The sequence below is a fragment of the Allobosea sp. TAF32 genome, from assembly GCF_052113585.1.
Classification (GTDB): Bacteria; Pseudomonadota; Alphaproteobacteria; order Rhizobiales; family Beijerinckiaceae; genus Allobosea.
The window spans coordinates 295520-311379 of record NZ_JBFRDM010000006.1; the positions used below are offsets into that span (position 1 = coordinate 295520).

Sequence of the window (15860 nt, forward strand, 5' to 3'; positions counted from 1 at the left end):
TCTCCAGCAGGGACTCGATGGCCAAGCCCACCCAGCCGATTATCATCAAGAAGGTCAAGAAGGCCGCTCATGCGCACCATGGCGGGGCCTGGAAGATCGCCTATGCGGACTTCGTGACCGCCATGATGGCGTTCTTTCTGCTGATGTGGCTGATCAGCATGACGACGCAGGAGCAGAAAGTCGGCTTGGCGGAATACTTCGCGCCGGCGGCTCCAAGTCTTACAACCAGTGGCTCCGGCGGTGTCATGATGGGCACCGCCCTGGACAAGTCAGGCAGCAGGCCGTCGGCGCCCCGCGACGCGGCGAGGGGCACTAACGGGCAAGAGGACAAGGCGCGCCCACCCAGCTCGGGCCGCAGCGACCGTGAAGTCAGCCGCCCGGCCGCCGGCGTGCAGGCCAACTACAGCGCCATAGCCAGCCTCCGGCAGGCGCTCCAGAAAATGCCCGAAATTTCCGAGCTGTCGCGCAACATCGTGATCGAGCCGACCAAGGAGGGGGTGAACGTTTCCCTCGTGGACGAGTACGGCCGCTCCATGTTCCCCGAGGGCTCGGTCCAGCCCTACGACCGCACCCGTCTCGTGCTGGAGGCGCTCGCGCCCACCCTGCGCCGGCTGCCCAACCAACTATCTGTCGCCGGCCACACGGCCCCTGCGCGCCCGGGCTCGGTGCAGGCCGCCGATTCCTGGAGCCTCACCGCCGGGCGCGCGCTCGCCGTGCGCGAGATCCTGTCGGGTGCCGGGCTCCCCAGCAACCGCTTTGCTTCCGTGGTAGGACGTGCCGACACCGAGCCGCTCTTCCTCGATGATCCCTACAACCCGTCGAACCGACGGGTGACGATCACGCTGCTCAATGCGGAGCCGCCGCTGCCCCCGGGCGTTCCCTGACGACAAGGCGCCTCGGCCGCCTCAGACTCCGTTGAGATTGAGCTCAGTGGCTGACACGCAAGAGGCTGACCATTACGACGTGGATCACGGCCTCGGAGACGTCGATGCGCTGCGCGAAGTTGCGGACCGGGCGCCGCGAGCAGTCATCTACCGAGGGTCCGTTCTACGGCCTTTGGCGCCAGTGGGAACCTCGAAGCCTCTCCGGTTCGTAAGCGCTCGGCTTGGATGCAGGAGCGGAAGGTCCATGCCTATAGGCGCCCGCCTTCCCCTCTTGAGCCCGAGGAGGCCTTGCCCAGCGGCGCGGCTCGGCCGTACGCGCTTGGGACTTCGACGACAGCTCGATCCAGTGCCGATAATTGAAGATCATGGGGAAAAACGAGCAGGTCCTTATCGTGGTAATCTGCGGCTACCCGCTCGACCATGAAGTCCGCCACCATCCCGTACTCGCTCGTCATCCTCCATGTGCGGCTGAAGCCGAAAAGGTTGAGGTCAGCGTTTTCATGGTGATGGTCGGATTGGGCAAAATGTCAGTCCCGCGCCTTCGGCCAGCGGAAGCCCCAATTGCCGTCAGATTCGTCTTCGTCGGCTATTGCCTACCCTCAGAGCGCCCGCGCTTGCAGCAATCCCCCGCTGGCGCGCAAACGCCTTATCATCGGTTCCGCCTGCGGAGCTACCGACCTCAATAGCGCGCCACAAAATCGACATTCCGGGCGCAAGCGAATGGACCATTTTTTGGCGGTTCAAGATTATCTCAGCCAGCCCCGCCGGAAAGCGGAAGCTCTGGGTGACCTCAACGGGCCAAAGATGTTCCCAGTTCTGTCCGGCCCGGCCCACCAGTTCTTGCCGAGCAAAGGCCACTTTGGGTTCCGCGAGGCCGAAATCGCCACAGATAGCTGCCGGTCCGCCATGTGGGACGGCGGCAATTCGATCTCAACGATCGGATTTCCGCGCATACTCTTCGTCTGGAATCGGCCAAGCCCGGGACCGGCCGAGCTGTTCGAGATCTGCTGCGAGCCTCTTCATCTTGTCGCCCTCGTCATGACGATCGGCGAGATAGTGAACCATCATCAGCCGGCGGGCTTCCTTCAGCTTCCTGAGCCAGGCCTCCTGCTCGTCTTCAGCCATCCCGGAACCTCTCATCCTTGCGCGCGGGGTAGATGTCCGTCCTCGCCCATCCAAAGCACGCAGTGTTTGGCTTGTGATTTGGCGGAGAGGGCGCGTGCTTTAGCGGCGTAGCTTCGCACAGGATACGCCAAAAGCGCCGGCAACGCCTTACGCTTCGATGAACGATGCTTCGGCGTTGACAGGTCCGAAGGCTTGGCCAACCCTGCGATGGTCGTGCGCGGCAGCGTGGCGAACGCCCTCAAGGTCTTGGACAATCGGCCGATGACGTGCCTCGCGGCGGGCCAATGAACCGTTATCCGATGTTCAACCCGCAACTGCTGCTGAGCTTCGTCGCGGTGTGCGAGACGCTGAGCTTCACCCGCGCGGCCGACCGCGTATCCCTCTCGCAATCAACCGTCAGCCAGCAGGTCCGGCGGCTGGAGGAGCTCCTCGGCAAGCCCCTGCTGGAGCGATCCTCGCATCAGGTCGAATTGACCGAAGAAGGCGGCAGGCTGTTGCACTATGCGCGGCGCATCATCGCGCTGAACGAGGAGGCGCATGACGCGCTGACCGGTTACTGGCGCGACGGCGTGCTGCGGCTCGGCATGCCCGAGGACTTCACGGTGCCGACCGTCGACCTGCTCGCCGCGTTCAGCCGCGAGCAGCCGCATTTGCGGCTCGACGTCACCAGCGGCCTCAGCGCCGATCTGCGCAGCGCCTATGACCGCGAGGAGCTGGACCTGATCCTGGTCAAGCAGCGCCGCCGCCAGCCGCCTCGCGCAGCCCGGCGGGAGCCCTTGCTGTGGCTCGACAGCACGGCTCATCCGGCGATCGAGCGCTCGCCGGTGTCGCTGGCCGTCTTTCCGCTCAATGGCCTCTACCGCGAGGAGCTTTGCGAGGCGCTCGACGGCCTCGGCATTCGCTGGCGCGTGAGCTACAGCAGCGCCAGTCTGGCCGCGCTCGCTGCCGCGTCGGCTGCCGGGCTGGGCGTGACCTTGCTGCCATCGAGCTGCCGGCTGCCCGGCCACCGGGTGCTTGGCGTGGCCCAGGGGTTGCCGGAGATCAAGGATTTCGAGCTGGCGCTCTACTATCGCGACACCGCGCCTGCGGCTGTCATCGTGCTGGCGGAGCGCTTGGCCGAATTCTGCCAGCTGGAATGGTGAGTGGGTGGCCGCTGTCAGGCGCCATTGCCGTTTCCAATAGCCAGGATTGGCAAATATCGCTGCCAAGCGCAGCTGCCCGAGCGTAAATCCGGGAGCGGAAACGCAACCATCGAGGCAACGGAAAACCGCCATGGATACCGGGCATCATCACAGCCGACGGGCCTTTCTCAGCCAGACCGGAAAGGTTACTGCCGCCTATGCCGTCGCCGGGCTGGCGAGCGGCGACGCCCAGGCCGCCCCGAGCACGGCCGCGCAGCCGCGTTCGGCGTCTGAGGCGGGCGTCAGCAGGCTGACGGACCAGCACTATTGCCTGACCGATGTGAGACTCGAGGACGGCTTCGAGCGCGAGGGCGAGATCGTCGTCGGCACGCGTACGGCGCTCTACACGCTGGAGATCAAGGCCGGGAAGATCGCCGCGCTGCATCCGGCCGGAGCCGCACTGCCAGCAGGCGTGCCCTGCTACCGCGCCCATGGCCAGCTTGCGTTGCCAGCGATGCGCGACATGCACATCCATCTCGACAAGACCTTCTACAGCGGTCCGTGGCAGGCGCCGCTACCGCGCCAGGGCAAGACGATCCTCGACATGATCGCTCGCGAAGAGAAGCTGATCCCGCAATTGCTGCCGACCTCGCAGCAGCGGGCCGAGGCGCTGATCGCCCTGCTGCAATCAAAGGGCACGACCGTAGCCCGCAGCCATTGCAACATCGATCCGGTGAGCGGCCTCAAGAGCCTCGAACATCTGCAGCGCGCGCTGGAGAACCATCGCGACGACTTCGACTGCGAGATCGTCGCCTTCCCGCAGCACGGCCTGCTGCATTCAAAGGTCGACGGCCTGATGCGGGAGGCGATGAAAATGGGCGCCGCCTATGTCGGCGGGCTCGATCCGACCAATGTCGACGGCGCGATGGAGAAATCGCTCGACGCCATGTTCCAGATCGCGCTCGACTCGGGCAAGGGCGTCGACATCCACCTGCATGAGACCAACCCGGCGGGTGTCGCGGCAGTCAATCATATGATCGACACCGTCGAGAAGAACCCGGCCTTGCGGGGCAAGGTGACGATCAGCCACGCCTTCGCCCTGACCACCCTGTCTGCGGGCGCGCTGACGGAGACCATCGGCCGCATGGCGGCTCAGCAGATGACCATCGCCTCGACGGTGCCGCTCGGTGGTTTGACGATGCCGCTGCCGCAGCTGAGCGAGAAGGGTGTCTTCGTGATGACCGGGACCGACAGCGTGATCGACCATTGGTCGCCGTTCGGCAAGGGAGACATGCTGGAGAAGGCCAATCTCCACGCGCAGCTCTACAGGGGCAGCGACGAGTTCCGGCTGTCGCGCGCCATGGCGATCGCCACCGGCGGCGTGCTGCCGCTCGACGACAGCGGCAAGCGGGCATGGCCGAAGGCCGGCGACGACGCGGCCTTCACGCTGGTTCCGGCCAGCTGTTCGGCGGAGGCTGTCGCGCGCCTACCGGAGCGCAGCGCAACCTTCCATCGCGGCCGCATGGTCTTCGGCAGCGTCGGCGTCGCCTGAGCCCTGGAGTGCCGCGTTCGTCGCGAGTTTCGCATGCACACTGCCGATTGGCAGCGTGCATGCGACTGTTCTCCGACTTGAACCGGGTCAGTCCGCGGCAGCTCAGATCGCGAGCTTGCCGGCCTTTGCAGCGGCGTAGCGCTCGTTGACCTTCGTCCAGTTCACGACGTTCCACCAGCTCTTGAGATAGTCGGCCCGGCGGTTCTGGTATTTCAGGTAGTAGGCGTGCTCCCAGACGTCGTTGCCGAGCAGGACCATCTGCTTCTCCATGATCGGGCTGTCCTGGTTCGGCTTCGGCAGCAAGGCGAGCTTGCCGTCCTTGTCGACGGTGACGAAGACCCAGCCCGAGCCGAAGACGCGCAGGCCCGCCGCCTCGAAATCGGCCTTGAACTTGTCGAAGCCGCCGAGGTCGCGGGTGATCGCGGCGGCGACGTCGCCGGTCGGTGCGCCGCCGGCTCCCGGACCCATCACCTCCCAGAACATGGTGTGGTTGGCGTGGCCGCCGCCATTGTTGCGAACGAGGGTGCGCACGCTCTCCGGCAGCTGGTTGAGGTCCGTGAGCAGCTCTGCGACCGAGGCCTTGGCGATCACGCCATTGTCCTTGGCGGCGTTGTTGAGGGCCGCGACATAGGCGGCATGGTGGCGGTTGTAGTGGATATCCATCGTGGTCGCGTCGATATGTGGTTCGAGCGCATTGGGCTCATAGGCGCGCTTCGGCAGCGAAAAGGGGCCGGCCGGTGCTGCCGGGGCGGTGGCCTGCGCCCAGACCTTCGGCGCAGTAGCGACCGCGAGGGCTGCTGCGCCAAGCGTCAGCACGCCGCGGCGAGAAAGGGCTGCGAATTCCGTCATGGCGTTCTCCTGCAGGAAATGATGGCCGGCAGCCCGTCCGCCCGCCGCCGGTTGTTGTCGTTCATCTACGTCGAAAGGTTCAGGGCGGTTCCAGCGGCATCTGGCTCCGCCGGATGCGGCGACGGCAAGTCGAACCGCCCGCAACACGCTTAACGCCCCGAAACACCCTCTTAACCAGCGATTTACCGCGTTTCACTACGGTCTGGAAGGAAATCCGTCAGTTCGGGAAACGCCTCGCATGCACGCACTGGCTCTCAAGGCCGATCTGGCGACCCCGAACGAGCTGCTCAACGATGCTGCGGCGTCCGCCGGCGCATCCATTCGCCCGATTGCAACTCCGGAGACCGGCGCCGAGCGCGCCGTGCGCGAGATCGCGGATCGCTTCGGCAAGCTCAGCGCCGAGATCACCGATGTCGCCGGCCGAATCGGCGATGTGACCCAGCAATTCGAGACCCAGACCGCCGGGCTTCGGCGCGTCGTCGGGGCGGTCGAGCAGGTTTCGCGGGCCAATCATGCGATCCGGCAATCCGCCGAGGGGGCGCAAGCTGCGGCTTCGGTAGTGCGCAGCGGGCTGGAACGTGTCGCCGGCTCGGTCAAGCTCGGTCTCAATGCGGCGCAGACGGATATCGAGACGCTCTCGGAGGAGGCGCAGTCGATGTCGCGGGCGCTGGCGCAGGCCGTCAGCGACGCACACAAGGCGCGGGCCTCCAGCGATGCGATCCAGTCGATCACCCGCGAGATTCAGCTGCTCTCGATCAATGCCGGCGTCGAGGCAGCGCGCAGCGGCGAGGCCGGCAAGGGCTTCGCCGTGATCGCCGCCGCCGTGAAGGCACTGGCCGAGCAGACGCGGGAAGCGACAGCCGCGAGCGCGGCGCAACTTGATCTTCCGGTCAAGGCGGTCGACGCGCTTTCCCGCCGCAGTCAGCAGAATGCCCAGACCGCGCAGCGTGCCCGCGAGGGCAGCCAGACGATCTCGCAGCAGGTCAGCGAGTTCGACAGCTTCGGCCGCTCGGTCGTCGATCTGATAGGCGAGATCGAGGCAGTGTCGCGGCCGACGCGGGAGAACGCCGAGGCCTGTGCGAAGGCCGGGCAGGATCTTGCCGGGCTCGTTGCGGGGGTCGACGCGTCGACCCACATCCTCGAACAGGCGGTCGAGCGCACCGACGCGCTGGTCACGATCAGCGAGGGCATTCTCGGCTCGATCGCCGCCTCCGGCGTGCGGACCGCGCAATCCGAACTGATCGCGACGGTGATGGAGACGGCGGCGACGATCGGAGCGCTGTTCGAGACCGCACTCGCGCGGGGCGATGTGACGCTCGCCGATCTGTTCGACGAGGGCTATCGGCCGGTGCCGGGCTCCGACCCGGTCCAGCACGTGACCCGCTTCGTCGGCCTGACCGACCGCCTGCTGCCGCCGCTGCAGGAGCAACTGCTGGGCTCGAACGGGCGCATCGTGTTCTGCGCCGCCGTCGACCGCAACGGCTTCCTGCCGACGCATAACCGCAAATATGCCCAGCCGCAGGGCCGGGACCCGGCGTGGAATAATGCGAATTGCCGCAACCGGCGCATCTTCGACGACCGGACCGGGCTCGCTGCCGCGCGCAACCGCAAGCCCTTCCTGCTGCAGAGCTACAGGCGTGACATGGGCGGCGGGCAGTTCCTGGTGATGGAGGATCTGTCGGCGCCGATCCTGGTGAAGGGGCGGCACTGGGGCGGCTTCCGCATCGGGCTGAAGGCGTAGCGGCCATTCGTGCCGTCTGCGGAGTTGAGTGAGCGAGTACCCGAGCGAGCGCCATGCATATCGCGCCTTCCTTCCCGAACCTGTCGGTGTTGCTCATCGACCCGAGCCCGCATTATCGGCGGATCGTCCGCACGATGCTGTACCAGACGCAGCTCAATCGCATCTTCGAGGCGCCGGATCTGTCCTCGGCCGCCACGACCTTCATTCAGAAGCAGCCGAACATCGTCATTCTCGACTGGGATCTGCCGGATGGCGGCAGCGTGAAATGCCTGGCCGCGATCCGCTCCTTCAAGACTTCGCCCTTCGCCAAGGCGCCGGTGCTGGTGATGATGGAGCGGCCGGACCGGCGCTCGATCCTCCAGGCAGCGAAGCTCGGCGCGCATGAGATCATCACCAAGCCGATCTCGCCCAACAATCTCTGGCTGCATATGTCGGGGATCATCAACATGCCGCGAAAATACCGGGAGACGAACGGCAAGATCACACTGGTGCCGCGGGCGATCAGCAACAATATGTTCTGAGCCGGGCCGGCCGCCGCGCCATCGTCGCGAAAACGTCACGAGTGTTGACGGGCCTCGCGCCATTTAGCGAAGTTTTTACCAGTTTGTTGTGATGCTCCACGGGCAATCCTGGATCGCCCTTCATGGTCATCACCGTCTCGCTTCCGCCCTTCCTCGGCCGTTCCGAGGCCGCGACCTTTCGCAACCAGTTGCTCGTCGCGCTGGAGCAGAAGGAAAGCGTCGCCGTCGAATGCGCGGAAGCCGGGCCGCTGCCGAGCCTCTGGATCCAGCTCCTTCATTCCGCAGCCGCCAGCGCCAAGGCGCGGGGGCTTTCGGTCACGCTCAAGGTGGCCTCCTCGGAATGCCGCGAATCCCTGCGGGCGATCGGCTTCGATGCCGCTCACAGCGCTCTCGTTCTGGAGTGACAGGCATGAAAATCCTGGCCATCGACGATACCAAGACCCTGCTCAGCCTGCTCAGCCTGACTCTGCGCAACGCCGGTCACGAAGTGGCGGAGGCCGAGAACGGCGAGGACGGCCTGAACAAATTCGACCAGTTCAAGCCCGATCTCGTGATCACCGATCTCAACATGCCGATCATGGACGGCATCGAGTTCACTCGCGCCTGCCGCTCGCGGGCCGCCGGGCAGAACACGCCGATCATCGTGCTGACCACGGAGAACGGAGCCGAGATCAAGGCGGAAGGCCGCCGCGCCGGCGCCAGCGCCTGGATGGTCAAGCCTTTCGAACCCAACACGCTGCTCGGCCTCGTCGCGCGCTACCAGAACTGAAGGTCGGCCGATGGATCCGTTGGCAGAACTGAAGCAGACCTTCTTCCAGGAATGCGAAGAACTCCTCGGCGCGCTGGAGCAGAAGCTCCAGGCTCTCGACGAGGGTTCCGTCGATCCCGAGGATGTCAACGCCGCCTTTCGCGCCATCCATTCGATCAAGGGTGGGGCAGGGGCTTTTGGCTGCACGGAGCTGGTCGGCTTCGCGCATGTCTTCGAGGCCTCGCTCGACCATCTGAGGTCGGGCCGTGTCGCGATCGAAGATGCACCCTTCACGCTGTTCCTGCGCTGCTCGGATGCCGTGGCCGATCTGGTCGCGGCCGCGCGCAGCGACGAGCCCGCGACCGAGCGCCCGGATCTGCTGGCAGCGCTAGAGCAGGTCGGCAAGGAACCGGTGGCGTTGGCGCTTGCGCCCGTTCCGGCCGCTTCGGTTCCCGTTTCCGCGCCTGCCGTCCCTGCTGCGGACAAGGATGCGCCTCTCGGCATCGCCGCGCTCGGTAACCTCCTTGCCATGGTCGAGGCGAAGACAGCTGCAACCGCGTCTGCAGACGACGGCTGGGATGACGAGCCCGCCGCGATGCCCGCGCCGCCGCCCGTCGCCCTGAAGGCGGGTCGCGACCTGCGCCTGCGCATCACGCCGGAGAACGATCTGTTCCGCCGCGTGATCGAGCCGCGCGTCGTCTTCGCCTCCTTGCCGGCGGACGATGTCGTCGCGATCCGCTGCGATCTCAGCCAGGTGCCGTCGCTCGAAACCCTCGACGTCACCGATTGCTGGATGCGCTTCGAGGTCGATCTGCGCACCGAATTGTCGGTCGAGGAGTTGCACGGGCGCTTCGATTTCAGCCTGGCGAACGAGGAATTCGAGATCGAGGCGCTCGAAGCCGCCGCCATCGTCGAAGAGACTCCGGAGGCCGAGGTTCCAAGCTCGGTCGCTGCCGATCTCTCGGCGATCCTCGCCAAACTCGGCCCGATGCCCGAGGCTGCGAGCCAGCCCGATGTCGCGTCTGCACCGGCCATGCCGCCGGTCGAGGCGCCTGCCGTCGCCGCCCCGCCGGCTGCCGAAGTGCCGGCCGCCGCCCGCACGGCCGCGCGGGCTCCGGCCAATGACCAAGCGACGCGCCAGCGCCAGGCTGTGAGCGTGCGCGTCGATCTCGATCGCATCGACAAGCTGATGAACCTCGTCGGCGAGATCGTCATCACCCAGTCGATGCTGGTCGAGTGCGTGCGCTCGCTGCCCTACGACGTCTACGCCAAGACCGCCGAAGGTATGTTGACCCTTTCCCGCCAGACGCGCGAGCTGCAGGATCATGTCATGGCGGTGCGCGCGCAGCCGGTGAAGGCAGTGTTCCAACGCATGCCGCGGCTGGTGCGCGAGCTCGCGCAGACGCTCGGCAAGGAAGTGCGTCTCGTACTGGAAGGCGAGAACACCGAGGTCGACAAGACGATCATCGAAGAGCTCGCCGATCCGCTGACCCACATGATCCGCAATTCGATGGATCACGGGCTGGAGACGCCGGACGAGCGCGTCGCCGCGGGCAAGCCGCGCGAGGGCACGATCAAGCTGATCGCCGAGCATCGCGCCGGCCGCATCGTCATCTCCGTCACCGATGACGGGCGCGGCATCGGCCGCGACCGGCTGCTGGCCAAGGCCCGCTCGCGCGGCCTCGTCGGCGCCGACGAAAGGCTGCAACCGGAGGAGATCGACCAGCTCATCTTCGCCGCCGGCCTGTCGACGGCGGAAGCGGTCAGCGACATCTCCGGCCGCGGCGTCGGCATGGACGTCGTGCGCCGCAACGTCGAGTCGCTCGGCGGACGCATCAGCGTCGATTCCGAGCCGGGCCGCGGCTGCAAGTTCACGCTGGCGCTGCCGCTGACGCTCGCGGTTCTGGAAGGCATGGTGATCCGCTGCGGCGACGACCGCTACGTCATCCCGATCGCCTCCGTCATCGAGACCCAGCATCTCGCCTCGACACCGATCGAGCGGTTGCCCTTCGGCCAGGAGGTGCTCCGCTGGCGCGGCGAGGTGACGCCGCTCTATCGCCTCGGCGAAGTAATGGGTTCGATCGGCACGCCCAACGAGAACATCGTGATCATCGCCGAGAACGAGCGCGGCAACAATGTCGGCATCGCGGTCGACGAGATCGTCGGCCAGCAACAGGTGGTCGTGAAGAGCCTCGAGGCGAATTACGGCACCGTCAACGGCGCCTCTGCGGCGACGATCCTCGGCGACGGCCTCGTCGCCCTGATCCTGGATATCGACTCCATGCTGCGGCTCGCCGCGTCCGGCGGCCGAACTCCCGTGACAGATCTCAAGATGGCTGGATGACCATGACCCTCCAACTCGGCGAAAAGCACTTCTCGTCTGCGCAGCCGGAAGCGGCGGCGAGGCGGATCGTCACCTTCAAGGTCGGCGACCGCACCTTCGGCATCGATGTCGGCATGGTCCGCGAGATCAAGGGCTGGCAGGCGACGACCCCGCTGCCGCATGCGGCCCCGCATGTGCGCGGTGTGCTCAATCTGCGCGGCGTGATTCTCGCCGTCTACGACCTGCGTACCGCGATCGGCATGGGCGTCACCGATGCCTCAGCCACGCATGTGATCGTCGTCGTCGATGTCGAGGACAAGACCGCGGGCCTGCTGGTCGACTCGGTGTCGGACATCGTGGATGTCCCGGTTTCCGCGGTTCGCCCTGCTCCTGACCTGGAGCGCGACGAGCACGGCCTGATCGAGGGCCTCGTCCTGCTCGACAGCGACATCGTGGCGCTGCTCGATCTGGCGGCGGTCATCCGTGACGGTGGTGGCGGCGAAGTGCAGCTCAAGACCAGCCGCGCCGCCTGAACAGCTTTCAAAACATAGCCCGAGCGTAGCGTCCAGGCGGGCCAGAACAAGAAACGACAGGTCCTATGGGCAGCGCGCTCGGCCCCTTTTCGCGACTCTCGGTCAGCCAGCCGCTGACCGCCGCCGGTTCCGCGGCACTTGCCGGGGGGCTCGCCTATTATGCGGCGGCGTCGGGAACTCCTGTCATGGGAGCTCTCGCGGTCTCGGCCGTGGCGTTGCTCGGCGGCTTCGCCGCCTGGGGCGCGGGCCGATCCGTCGCGAGCCTGTCGCGGATCGCGCCGGGTCTGGTGGATGACGTCGATCTGGTTCTGCCAAAGGCCGGCGGCAGCCACGAATGCGCAGAGCTGTCGCGTGTCCTCGCCAGCTTGCAGGAGCGGGCGCAGGAAGCGGTCCGCCTGCGCTCCGTCCTCGACCATGGCCGCGCCAGCGTCATGATCTGCGATCCGGACGGTCGCGTCATCTATGCCAGCAAGGGGCTTCTGCGCTTCTTCGCCGAGGCGCAGGAGGATTTTCGCGCGGCGTTTCCGGGTTGCTCGGCCAAGGACATGCTCGGGCGCGTGATGGAACGTGTGCGGGCCGAGCCCCGCCTGGCGACCGGCCCCTCCGTTCGCCTGACGCTCGGCCGCCGGATCGTCTGCCTGACCCTGACGGCCGTCGAGGCCGCCGACGGGCGCAGCCTCGGGACGGCCGTGGATTGGCACGAACTGACCGACGAGCTGGCTGTTGCCCAGGAAATCTCGCAGCTGATCGAGGCTGCCATCGAAGGCGATTTCTCGCGGCGCATCGCCGCTCAGGGCAAATCCGAAACGGTGGCCCGGATCGCGGAGGGCATGAACCGGATCAACGGCCAGCTGGACGAGACCTTCGCCGATATCGACGCGGTGGTTGAGGCCCTGTCGGAAGGCGATTTGACCCGCCGCATGGCAGGCCACCGCTCCGGCCGGCTGGGCCGGCTCCAGCACGAGCTCAATCAGGCGCTCGGCCTGCTCGACGAGCGGATCGAAATGATCCGCGCGACGGCAGGCTCCGTCTGCCATGTCGCCATCGACGTGAACAGCGTGGCGACGGACCTTGCCGCGCGGACCGAGAAGGTTGCCGGCGAACTGGGCGAGACATCGGGAGCGGCGGTCGAGATCGCAGCCTCGGTCGGACGGAGCCATGAGCGTTCCCGCGAGGCCAGCGAGCTCGCCGGCACGACCATGGGCGTGGCGCAGGAAGGCCGGAGCGTGGTTGCCAAGGCGGTCGGCGCGATCGAACGGATCGAGAGTTCCTCGCTGCGCATTGCCGAGATCGTCGGGGTGATCGACGAGATCGCCTTCCAGACCAATCTGCTGGCGCTCAACGCAGCGGTCGAGGCGGCGCGCGCCGGCGACGCCGGCAAGGGCTTCGCCGTGGTCGCTTCCGAGGTGCGGTCGCTGGCGCAGCGCTCGGCCCAGGCCGCAAAAGACATCAAGGGGCTGATCGCGACCTCGAACGGGCAGGTCGCCGAGGGGGTCGGCCTCGTGCGCGAGACCGGCGAGACGCTCGGCCGCATCGCCGCAGCAGTGAGCAAGGTTTCCGAGACGGTCGCCGAGATTTCCGCCGTGAGCGCCGAGCAGGCGCGCGGCATGGGAGGGATGAGTCGCAGCGTGGCGCAGGTGAACAAGGATATCCGGGCGAATGCCGAGCTCGCCGGGCGCGGCGTCGAGGCGGCGGGCGAACTCGCCGATCAAGCCGCTACGTTGAGCGAGATCGTCGAGACGCTCCGCCTCGCCAGCGTGCCGGTGCGCAGCGAACCGCCGCGCGCGCGCCGCGCCGTGCCTGCACCGGTTCCGGCCGAACAGCGCTTGCCGCCGCACATGCAGCCTCGCCGCCTTGCCGCTGGCGCACGGGCGGGAGGCTGAGGCATGTCCAGACCGACATCGCTCCCGAGCATGGTGCCGTCGCTCCAGCCCGCAATGGCCGACATCAGCCTGACGCGCGACGACATGAAGTTCATCGCCGCATTGGTCTACGAGCAAGCCGGTATCGTCATCCGCGAGCATAAGGAAGCGATGACGCGCGGCCGGCTGGCGCGCCGCGTCAAGGCGCTTGGATTGAGCTCGGTGGCCGAATACTGCGCTTTCCTGAAGACGCCGCAGGCGGCGGGCGAGTTGCCCGAGTTGATCAACGCGGTGACGACCAATCACACCGCCTTCTTCCGCGAGCGTCACCATTTCGATCACTTGCGCAAGGAGGTAATGCCGCGGCTTTTGCAGGAGCGGGCGGGCCGGCGCGGGCGCATCCGCATCTGGTCCTCGGCCTGTTCGTCGGGTGAGGAACCCTATTCGATCGCGGCCTCCTGCCGCGACGTGATGGGCGCGCGTGGCGACCTCGATTTCAAGATCCTGGCGACGGACATCGACACCGACATCCTGGCTCGGGCCGAAGCGGGGATCTATCCGGCGGAGCTGTTCGAGCGGCTGCCCGCCGATGTGAAGCCGCTGCTCAAGCTGGAAGGCGGAGCGGGGCGCGCAGAGGCGCGCATCGCTGAGGATCTGCGCCGCCTGATCGCCTTCAAGCGTTTGAATCTCATCGAGAAATGGCCGATGAGCGGGCCGTTCGACGTGATCTTCTGCCGCAACGTCTTCATCTATTTCGATACGCAGACCAAGGCCTCGATCCTCGATCGGTTCGTAGCGCTGCTGTCGCCGGGCGGGTTCCTCTATCTCGGCCATTCGGAATCGCTGCCGCAACCGCACCAGCATCTGCGCCTGATCGGACGCACGATCTACGAGAGGACAGCATGAGCGTTTCCCGGTCCTCGCGCCGCTATTTCGACCCGCGTTTCGAGGCGACGATTATCACCGTCGCTCCAGGCGAACATGAGATCACCTCGGCCAAGGACGAGATCGTCGCCACCGTGCTCGGCTCCTGCGTCTCGGTCTGCCTGCGCGACCCGCAGATCGGCGTCGGCGGGCTCAACCACTTCCTGCTGCCGAAGAACAACGGCAATGCCGACCCCAGCGCCGGCGAACGCTATGGCGATACGGCGATGGAGGTTCTGATCAACGACCTGCTTAAGCGTGGGGCGAGGCGCCAGAATTTCGAGGCCAAGGTCTTCGGCGGGGCGCGCGTGCTTTCGGGCGCGACCATGCTGGCGATCGGCGACGGCAACATCGCCTTCGTCAACGAATTCCTGAAGGTTGAGGGCATACCCGTCGTCTCGCGGGATGTCGGCGGCACGCGCTCGCGGCGCATCCACTACCAGCCCTCGACGGGACGGGCCTGGGTGCAGCATGTCCAGCCGACGGCGCGGGACAGCGGCCACGAGCAGGAAATCGCCTATCTCAACCGGCTCAAGACTCAGCCCGTGGCTGGTGAAGTGGAGGTCTGGTAATGAGCATGCCGACGTCGTCCGCTGCGCCGGTCAAGGTTCTCGTCGTCGACGATTCCATCCTGATGCAGAAGCTGATGACCAAGATCATCGATTCTGCGCCGGGCTTCGAGGTGATCGGCGTCGCCGGCAGCGCCGAGGAGGGTTGGGACGCCATCCAGGAACTGCGCCCGGATGTGGTCACGCTCGATCTCGAACTGCCGGGACGGCACGGCCTCAAGTTGCTGGCACGGGTGCTGAAGCAGGACCCGCTGCCCGTGCTGATCGTCTCGGCCTTCGGCGGGCCGGGCGCCGACAACACAATCCAGGCGCTCGAGCTCGGTGCCATCGACTTCATCGAAAAGCCGGACGGCACGACCCACACGCTCGAAGGCTTCATGAAGCATCTGGTCGCGGGGCTGCAACGTGCGGCGGGAAGCCGCAAGATGATCGCGGCCGCTCGTCAGATCGCGCAGATCGCTGCGCCGGCGCGCCCGGCGCCGCCGAAGGAACCGGCCCGTGCCGGCAAGACCTCGCTGATCGCCATCGGCGCCTCGACGGGCGGCGTGCCGGCCGTGCAGACGGTCATGCGCGACCTCGCCCATCTGCGGCTGCCGGTCGTCGTCGTCCAGCACATGCCGCCGGGCTACACGGCAAAGTTCGCGGCACGGCTCGCGACCGCGACCGGCCTCGATGTGCGCGAGGCTGTGGATGGCGACCGGCTAAGGCCCGGCTCGGCTGTGGTGGCGCCGGGGGGATTGCGGCATCTCGAAATCGAGGAGCGGCGCGGCGAGTTCGTCTGCGTCCTGAAGGAGGGTCCGCTGGTCAGCGGCCATTCGCCCTCGGTCGACGTCATGTTCCATTCGGTCGCGCGTAGCCTCGGAGCGCATGCGATCGGCATCTTGCTCACGGGCATGGGGCGCGACGGCGCTGACGGTTTGTTAGCTATGCGCAAAGCAGGCGCCGAAACTTTAATCCAAAGTGGTGAGACCTGCGTGGTAAACGGGATGCCGAAAGCGGCCTTCGAGATGGGAGCCGCCGACAGAGTCGTTCCGCTCTGCCAGATCGGCGCGGCGGTCGGGCAGCTGATCGGCGAGCGCCCGAATCTGCGGAGCGCGTAAGGAGCAAA

At 66.6% G+C, this 15860-nt stretch carries 15 protein-coding genes; 13 read left to right on the top strand and 2 right to left on the bottom strand.

The window, feature by feature from the left end:
* Positions 1-17: 17 nt before the first annotated feature.
* Positions 18-884, top strand: coding sequence for a flagellar motor protein MotB (locus tag AB4Z16_RS15025; protein WP_441512153.1), 867 nt, complete (start codon positions 18-20; stop codon positions 882-884).
* A 930-nt stretch (positions 885-1814) separates the two neighbouring features.
* On the opposite strand, the gene AB4Z16_RS15030 is transcribed toward AB4Z16_RS15025, so the two are convergent.
* Entirely contained in the window at positions 1815-2009 is a 195-nt protein-coding gene (locus AB4Z16_RS15030) for a hypothetical protein (RefSeq protein ID WP_441512154.1), read from the bottom strand.
* A 284-nt stretch (positions 2010-2293) separates the two neighbouring features.
* Here AB4Z16_RS15030 and AB4Z16_RS15035 point away from each other — a divergent pair, with 284 nt between their 5' ends.
* Both AB4Z16_RS15035 and AB4Z16_RS15040 read left to right on the top strand, forming a co-directional pair.
* Positions 2294-3151 (top strand): LysR substrate-binding domain-containing protein, encoded by an 858-nt coding sequence (locus AB4Z16_RS15035; protein ID WP_441512155.1) that lies wholly within the window; start codon positions 2294-2296, stop codon positions 3149-3151.
* 130 nt (positions 3152-3281) lie between these two features.
* On the top strand, positions 3282-4682 hold the full coding sequence (locus AB4Z16_RS15040; RefSeq protein WP_441512156.1) for an amidohydrolase family protein: 1401 nt from the start codon (positions 3282-3284) through the stop codon (positions 4680-4682).
* A 102-nt stretch (positions 4683-4784) separates the two neighbouring features.
* Here the strand turns inward: AB4Z16_RS15040 and AB4Z16_RS15045 are convergent, their stop codons facing one another.
* Positions 4785-5531 carry a superoxide dismutase gene (locus AB4Z16_RS15045; protein ID WP_441512157.1) on the bottom strand — a complete coding sequence of 249 codons (747 nt, stop codon included), beginning with the start codon at positions 5529-5531 and terminating at the stop codon, positions 4785-4787.
* A gap of 238 nt (positions 5532-5769) precedes the next feature.
* On the opposite strand from AB4Z16_RS15045, the gene AB4Z16_RS15050 reads away from it, so the two are divergent.
* From AB4Z16_RS15050 to cheB, 10 genes are all read left to right on the top strand, one after another.
* On the top strand, positions 5770-7272 hold the full coding sequence (locus AB4Z16_RS15050) for a methyl-accepting chemotaxis protein (protein ID WP_441512158.1): 1503 nt from the start codon (positions 5770-5772) through the stop codon (positions 7270-7272).
* Between the two features lie 53 nt (positions 7273-7325).
* A complete protein-coding gene (locus tag AB4Z16_RS15055; protein ID WP_441512159.1) occupies positions 7326-7793 on the top strand; it encodes a response regulator in 468 nt (155 codons plus the stop codon).
* Between the two features lie 122 nt (positions 7794-7915).
* Positions 7916-8197 (top strand): STAS domain-containing protein, encoded by a 282-nt coding sequence (locus tag AB4Z16_RS15060; protein ID WP_441512160.1) that lies wholly within the window; start codon positions 7916-7918, stop codon positions 8195-8197.
* 5 nt (positions 8198-8202) lie between these two features.
* Positions 8203-8562 carry a response regulator gene (locus AB4Z16_RS15065; RefSeq protein WP_441512161.1) on the top strand — a complete coding sequence of 120 codons (360 nt, stop codon included), beginning with the start codon at positions 8203-8205 and terminating at the stop codon, positions 8560-8562.
* 10 nt (positions 8563-8572) lie between these two features.
* A complete protein-coding gene (locus AB4Z16_RS15070; RefSeq protein WP_441512162.1) occupies positions 8573-10885 on the top strand; it encodes a chemotaxis protein CheA in 2313 nt (770 codons plus the stop codon).
* Positions 10882-11397 carry a chemotaxis protein CheW gene (locus AB4Z16_RS15075; protein WP_441512163.1) on the top strand — a complete coding sequence of 172 codons (516 nt, stop codon included), beginning with the start codon at positions 10882-10884 and terminating at the stop codon, positions 11395-11397. The genes AB4Z16_RS15070 and AB4Z16_RS15075 overlap by 4 nt, the downstream gene beginning before the upstream one ends.
* A gap of 65 nt (positions 11398-11462) precedes the next feature.
* A complete protein-coding gene (locus AB4Z16_RS15080) occupies positions 11463-13280 on the top strand; it encodes a methyl-accepting chemotaxis protein (RefSeq protein WP_441512164.1) in 1818 nt (605 codons plus the stop codon).
* 3 nt (positions 13281-13283) lie between these two features.
* Entirely contained in the window at positions 13284-14165 is an 882-nt protein-coding gene (locus AB4Z16_RS15085) for a CheR family methyltransferase (RefSeq protein ID WP_441512165.1), read from the top strand.
* Positions 14162-14755 (top strand): chemoreceptor glutamine deamidase CheD, encoded by a 594-nt coding sequence (locus tag AB4Z16_RS15090; RefSeq protein ID WP_441512166.1) that lies wholly within the window; start codon positions 14162-14164, stop codon positions 14753-14755. The genes AB4Z16_RS15085 and AB4Z16_RS15090 overlap by 4 nt, the downstream gene beginning before the upstream one ends.
* On the top strand, positions 14755-15852 hold the full coding sequence (cheB, locus tag AB4Z16_RS15095; protein ID WP_441512167.1) for a chemotaxis-specific protein-glutamate methyltransferase CheB: 1098 nt from the start codon (positions 14755-14757) through the stop codon (positions 15850-15852). The genes AB4Z16_RS15090 and cheB overlap by 1 nt, the downstream gene beginning before the upstream one ends.
* The last annotated feature ends 8 nt before the right edge of the window (positions 15853-15860 follow it).